Source organism: Paenibacillus algorifonticola (assembly GCF_000971975.1).
Classification (GTDB): Bacteria; Bacillota; Bacilli; order Paenibacillales; family Paenibacillaceae; genus Pristimantibacillus; species Pristimantibacillus algorifonticola.
This window is the reverse complement of record NZ_KQ040779.1, coordinates 228,757-234,756: the sequence shown is the minus strand read 5'-3', so window position 1 is coordinate 234,756 and position 6,000 is coordinate 228,757. Positions and strand designations below refer to the sequence as shown.

Below are 6,000 nucleotides of genomic sequence, written 5' to 3'. Positions count from 1 at the left end.
TTTTTCGTTACGTCTATTATTAGGCGTTCCTTAATGCTGTGTCCACTTTTTATTCTAGCTACAGGAAATCCGTTATCATCCTCATTATCCCGAAAAAATGGCCATTTGCAGCATATTAGCGGCTCCTGAGTCCGCAGACTGTGCCATAACCCGTGATTCTGTTGAAATAGCGGCTGCTGTGTCCACCAAACCTATCTTTGTGCAGAGTGCGACGTAATTGATAAAAACACATACGCTTCAGATCATTCGTTTCAATCCACGCACCCCATACGGAGTGCGACACAAGTTTAGGAGGTCGTGAGCCGTGGCAAAACAGTTTCAATCCACGCACCCCATACGGAGTGCGACAGCGAAAATGCCCATGAATGATGCCAAGCAGGCATTCATCCGGCATATTTTCAAAAAAAGTAATGCTAAAAAAGTCTAAAACAAATATTGACTTTTAACCATTCTCATGAAAATACGTCGTTTTCGACAAATGTCGAGGTGCGAATCCTCTAGGGATTTCATGGGAGCTTCACATTCGCACCAGTCTTTTACTTGTTTCTCTTACATTATTTTCTTTCATCGTAAGGGATGGCAGAAAACAATACAACCCCAAATTTTGCGTAAAATCCACCTTCAATCCCAGCACGCACCGCTCGTTCACCCCAAGCCTTTTGCCGCACTCAAAAAAATAGAGCGTCCCCGAAGGAACGCTCGATCTTCATCCGGCATGCAAGTGCCGACGAACTTTTTTGCTGCTATGTGTTACAAGCCGTTTGCTTCTCCATTAACCGAAATGCCCAGACGGTTGAAAATCTTGGTATGGGCGTTCGGCAGAGAGCTGTCCTGCGGCAACTTGCCATTGTTCAAAGTGACGAGCATGCCCGAAAGCTCATTAAACCAAGCTTCATCGTTCGTCGCAAGCGCCAGGTCGATCAGCTGCGTCAACTGCTGCACCGTATACAGCGGTGACGAGCGCAGCAAATTAACCTGTGAAGCCGCAAGCGTAATCGTTCTGCCGATAGCAAGCTCATTGTCGCATGCCGTTACATATAGCCGTACCGTGCCGTGGGAAGCATCAACGCTTTCTACGAAGCCAAGCATCAGCTCGCCATTTCCAGTCGTTCCGTTCATCCAGTCGCCCGGTTTAATTATCATCTCATTATTCATTCCAGTCACCACCTGTCGTTTAATGGAACCTGCAATTATGCCTGATTTTTTCAAAATATAAGCATTTATAAGTTATACACTTATAATGGGCTTATCTTTCATCGCGAAACGGTAGCTTAGCCACCAGAGGACGGCTTCAGCCGTTTACGCTTGAAATATAGGAAAGGATATCGTAACGCTATCCTTTCTCTATATTTCTCGGAATGAAACGCGCCGCGCCGCCAAAGGATGGCGACGGCCGTTTCACCTTGAAACTCATTACAATTTAACAATGATAATACTGTAATTATAATTTATACAGTTACAGCTGTCAATCGTTGCTCTCTCTTTGCCCGCTAATGAGCTGGGAGCGGTATTGCTTGGGCGCAACCCCCATATTTTTCTTAAACGCTTTGGAAAAAGAAAAGAGGTCGGGAAAGCCGATGGAGCTGGCGATTTCCGATAACGTATAGCCGGTTTGCGCCAGAAGCCGCTTGGCTTCGCCCATTTTTAGCTGCTGGATATATTGGACCGGTGTTATGCCGTATGCTTTGCTGAATTGTTTAGTGAAATGGGTGCGGTTCACGCCCACATAAAGAGAGACGCTCTCCACGTTAATGCCTTCCGCATAAGGAATCTCCATATACTCCAGCCCCTTTTGCAGCCAACTGATGCTGCGATGGTCGTGGGGGACAGCGGCAGGAGAAGCGGATGAAACAAGCTCATCCCAAATGCGGTGAAAAAGGCTCAGCCGCGCCAGGTCGGTATTCGGCGGACCAGAGTGGCTGACGAGCCGCAAAAAGCTGCTGCATAAAAGCGGCGGCCTTCGGTGTCAGTGCGCCGGGTGCATGAGGCGATTGCGGGCCAAGCCCGAGCCTAGCCAATAGCTGGAGCGCTTTCTTGCCGTCAAATGCAAAAAAGATTTTGTGCAGCGGCTCCTCCGCCAAGGTGAAATAGTCATGGGTAACCTGCGGGAAAAGGCAGAACAGATCATTTGGACGCAGCGTGTACGCCATGTTGCCCTGAATGAACGTTCCTTGCCCCTCCAGCACGCCTAGCAAATAATAGTAAGGCGTGGTGCGCGGGCCGATATGATAATTCGGCTTGGCGATATTCGTCCCAACCCTAATCGGCCATGCGGCCCCCGATTTCTCGAAAGCAGAAGGCGTGAAATGATAGATTTCCAGCCATTCATGATGGTCCTCACGCATATTCGGTCTCATCATTAATACCCCTTTTTTCCATGTTTAAACGTGCTTGGCCTACAATCTATTAATCTATCTTTACTTAAATGGCGCTGTGAAATTACATAACCTCACCCAGTATAGCAAATGATTCGACATCACAAAATGACAAGTTTAATACGCCGCGAAATGACATTGACCCGCTAATGGTTGATTGTTATGATGCAAATTCAACTATTCCTACTAAAATTGTTGGTTATTGACCGGACAGCCGGATGTACCAAAGGCATCTGCCAGACGAACTGGAGATACGGGCTGCTCACGGATTCAGCGACATACCCGTAAAGGAGAACATAATGGTGAGTAATCTTAATGAACATAAAGAGATAGAATTTGGCTGGTTTCTGCCTACGGCAGGAGACGGCAGCTACGTAGGCGTAGCATCGGAGAGGGAACCTACGCTGGACTATTTGATTGATGTGGCTAAAACGGCTGAAAAAGCAGGCTTAGGCTTCGTACTGATCCCAACGGGCGGCCCATGCTTGGACGCCTGGGTTGTCGGCTCGGCTATTATGAGCCACACGACGACGCTTCGCCCGCTCGTAGCGGTGCGTCCCGGCCTTGTAACCCCGGTGCTGTCGGCCCGGATGGGAGCGGCGCTTGATCAATTATCTGGCGGACGCGCGATGATTAACGTTGTGACGGGAAGCTCGGTGCAGGATTTGGAGGAGCTTGGCGATCCGCTTGTCCATGCGCATGATGAACGCTACGGATAAGGCGAAAATGACACTGCCCTTAGCGCTTTTGCAATTTCAGGGTGAATATTCGACCAATTATCCGGGGCTGCTGACTGGAGTAGTACTGAACTCACTGCCGATGCTTATTTTATTTTTATTGCTGCAAAGGTATTTTATTTCCGGCATTGCCGCCGGATCATTGAAAGGCTAGAAGGAGCGCACGCCGCGAGGGTGCAGCTCCTTTTTTGATCTTTATATATAAGCCGGTGGAAAATTTGATGCTTGTTAGCGGCTTTTTTTATGTAAAACTATGTGGTGTAAATCAAGCTCGACGGAAGTTTTAATTATTCCTTGACGGGAATATTCCTAAAATGGTATATTCAAAACAGGGAAACGAAAGCTACTTCATAGCGCTGACTTCCCTTTGATTCTAACAGCGCCATTAAAGGACGCGGTTTTTATGGATGCTACGACATTCAGCGCATTATCCGACCCGACACGCCTGCGGATCATGGAGCTGCTCGTGGATGGTTCCTTGACTGTCGGAGAAATTGCTGATCGTCTGCACATTCGTCAGCCTCAAGCTTCCAAGCATTTGCGTATTTTGCTTGAAGCGGGACTTGTCGAGGTGCAGGCAGCAGCCAATCGCCGTTATTACAAGCTTCGGGTGGAGCCGCTTCAGGCGATGGACAGCTGGCTGGAAACGTATCGCAGCCTATGGAGCGAGCGGTTCGACAAATTGGATCTTTACTTGCAGCAGTTGAAGGAACGGGATCGCAAACCAAACTAACATTCAGGAGGAAATTACAATGACGAACAAATTAAGCTTTAAGGTTGAAGGACAGGTACTTACGATGGAGCGGGTTTTTGATGCACCTCATAAACTCGTATTTGAAGCACATTCGACGGCAGAGCATTTGAAGCATTGGTGGGGACCGAATGGCTGGATTTTGTCGGCTTGCACAGTAGATTTCCGCCCAGGCGGCGTATGGCATTACTGCATGAAATGCATCGACGAGAACCAAGGGGACTTTTACGGCTTTGAATCGTGGGGCAAGGGCGTATATAAGGAAATTGTAACGAATGAAAAAATCGCCTATGTCGACTATTTCTCCGATGCCGAAGGCAATGAGTCGGCAGATATGCCGGCAGCTGACGTCATCATGACGTTCGAAGCGACGGAGGATGGCAAAACCAAATTCGTAAGCGTGACCCGCTATCCAACCGAGGAAGCACTCAAAACGGTTATCGAAATGGGAATGGAGCAGGGCATCAGCGAAACGTCGGATCGCCTGGTTGCATACTTGGAAGAGCTGAAATAACCATAACGTCATTATTGCTTAGAAAAATAAAGCGATCCAGCAATCTGCCCGTTCCTTTCGAACTGCTGTTCAATTATAAAATGAGACAAGCGCTGCCGTTCAAGCAGCGCTTGTTTTTTATTCTCCAGCCTAATCGCGAAATGCTGCATGGTCATGCTTTACTTCGGGCTGCGCTACTCGTAAACCGATTCCTCTACAGGGGCGGCTGGAGCTTGCAGCATTTCCAGCCCGTTCATATAAGGGCGCAGTGCTGCTGGAATATAAATCGATCCGTCTTCCAGCTGATGATTTTCCAGCAGCGGGATGAGAATGCGCGGCGTTGCGACTGCCGTATTGTTGAGCGTGTGGCAGTAACGAAGCTTGCCTTCTGCATCACGATAGCGAATATTCGAGCGCCGCGCCTGAAAATCATGCACGTTCGACGACGAATGTGTCTCGCCATAAGCTTGCCTGCTCGGCATCCACGTTTCAATGTCAAATTGCTTATAATTTTTTGGCGACATATCGCCGCTGCAGACAGCAACAACCCGATAGGGCAGCTCCAGCAATTGCAGCAGCTGTTCCGCATTCGCCGTTATTTCGTGGAGCATCGCCTCCGAACGGGCAGGATCGGCTTCACAAAGCACGACCTGCTCAACCTTGGCAAATTGATGCACGCGGTAGAGGCCGCGCACATCCCGGCCTGCCGAGCCGACCTCGCTGCGGAAGCAGGCGGTTGCCGCGGTAAGCCGAATCGGCTCGACAACATCGACGATTTCATTATCATAATAGGCGACTAGCGGCACTTCCGACGTTCCGATCAGCCAGCGATTTTCGCCGTCGATTCGGTAAGCCGAATCTGTGCCCGCAGGGAAATAACCCGTATTGTACATCGCCTCCTCTCTTACCATCAGAGGCACATCAAGCAGCGTAAATCCGCGCTCCAGCAAATAGTCGAGCGCGAGCTGCTGTACGGCGCGGTGCAGCAATGCACCTGCGCCTTTCAAATAATAGCTGCGCGTGCCCGCCGTCCGAACGCCGCGATTAATATCAATCATGCCGTGCAGCTCTCCCAGCTCCACATGATCCCGCAGCGCAAAAGCGGGAGCCGGAATGCTGCCTATTCGGCGCACTTCCACATTGTCTGCATCCGACTTGCCAATGGGCGTATCGGGCGAAGCCGGATTGGGGACCTCCAGCATAAGCTTGCGGAATTGCTGCTCGGCTTCAAGCAGCTGTTCCTCGCAGGGCTTTAGCTGCTTATTAATTTTCGCTACCGCTTGCTTCAATTGCGCGGCCTGCTCTTGCTTAGTTACTGGCAGCGGTTCTAGCGCTGCCAATTGCTGTTGCTCTGCTGCCTGCTGTAACGGCTCTGTATACTGTTCGGGCTCAATAGTTTGCTCCGACCCTTGCTTCTGCCGCCTCGCGTTTGCGCTCTGCATCAGCTTTCCAATGTGCTGCGAATGCGTATTTCGCTCCTGCCTAAGTTCATCCGCCTGCTGCTGCAGCTCGCGTCTGCGAGTATCCGCTTCAAGCAGCTGCTGGACGTTAAAATCCAGCCCCTTATGCTCCGCCGCTTGCTGTACCAGCTCCTTGTTTTCGCGAATCCATTTCATGTCCAGCATGTTACCGCGCTCCTTCATC

8 protein-coding genes and 1 pseudogene are annotated in these 6,000 nt (G+C 49.9%); 5 read left to right on the top strand and 4 right to left on the bottom strand.

All coding sequences use genetic code 11. From position 1 onward, the window contains the following. The first annotated feature begins 304 nt into the window (after positions 1-304). A complete protein-coding gene (locus WH37_RS36965; protein WP_269431259.1) occupies positions 305-427 on the top strand; it encodes a hypothetical protein in 123 nt (40 codons plus the stop codon). A 323-nt stretch (positions 428-750) separates the two neighbouring features. Here the strand turns inward: WH37_RS36965 and WH37_RS02545 are convergent, their stop codons facing one another. From WH37_RS02545 to WH37_RS36245, 3 genes are all read right to left on the bottom strand, one after another. After that, the gene (locus WH37_RS02545) at positions 751-1,155 is read right to left on the bottom strand and encodes an IDEAL domain-containing protein (protein WP_046228975.1); all 405 of its coding nucleotides are present in this window, start codon (positions 1,153-1,155) and stop codon (positions 751-753) included. Positions 1,156-1,465: 310 nt separating this feature from the next. After that, on the bottom strand, positions 1,466-1,777 hold the full coding sequence (locus WH37_RS36250; RefSeq protein WP_231594092.1) for a helix-turn-helix domain-containing protein: 312 nt from the start codon (positions 1,775-1,777) through the stop codon (positions 1,466-1,468). A gap of 79 nt (positions 1,778-1,856) precedes the next feature. After that, positions 1,857-2,360 (bottom strand): AraC family ligand binding domain-containing protein, encoded by a 504-nt coding sequence (locus WH37_RS36245; protein WP_231594091.1) that lies wholly within the window; start codon positions 2,358-2,360, stop codon positions 1,857-1,859. 314 nt (positions 2,361-2,674) lie between these two features. Here WH37_RS36245 and WH37_RS02535 point away from each other — a divergent pair. The 4 genes and pseudogenes from WH37_RS02535 to WH37_RS02520 all read left to right on the top strand — a co-directional run. Next, positions 2,675-3,088, top strand: a pseudogene (locus WH37_RS02535) (LLM class flavin-dependent oxidoreductase); the annotation flags it as partial. Next, positions 3,063-3,266, top strand: coding sequence for an ABC transporter permease family protein (locus WH37_RS36960; protein ID WP_156182205.1), 204 nt, complete (start codon positions 3,063-3,065; stop codon positions 3,264-3,266). The pseudogene WH37_RS02535 and the gene WH37_RS36960, both read left to right, overlap by 26 nt. A gap of 249 nt (positions 3,267-3,515) precedes the next feature. Continuing rightward, a complete protein-coding gene (locus tag WH37_RS02525; protein ID WP_046228973.1) occupies positions 3,516-3,845 on the top strand; it encodes an ArsR/SmtB family transcription factor in 330 nt (109 codons plus the stop codon). Between the two features lie 19 nt (positions 3,846-3,864). Further along, entirely contained in the window at positions 3,865-4,377 is a 513-nt protein-coding gene (locus WH37_RS02520; RefSeq protein ID WP_046228972.1) for an SRPBCC domain-containing protein, read from the top strand. A gap of 173 nt (positions 4,378-4,550) precedes the next feature. Here WH37_RS02520 and serS read toward each other — a convergent pair whose 3' ends face one another. Continuing rightward, positions 4,551-5,981: a serine--tRNA ligase gene (gene serS, locus WH37_RS02515; RefSeq protein WP_046228971.1), complete on the bottom strand. Its 1,431-nt coding sequence runs from the start codon at positions 5,979-5,981 to the stop codon at positions 4,551-4,553. Positions 5,982-6,000 lie beyond the last annotated feature (19 nt).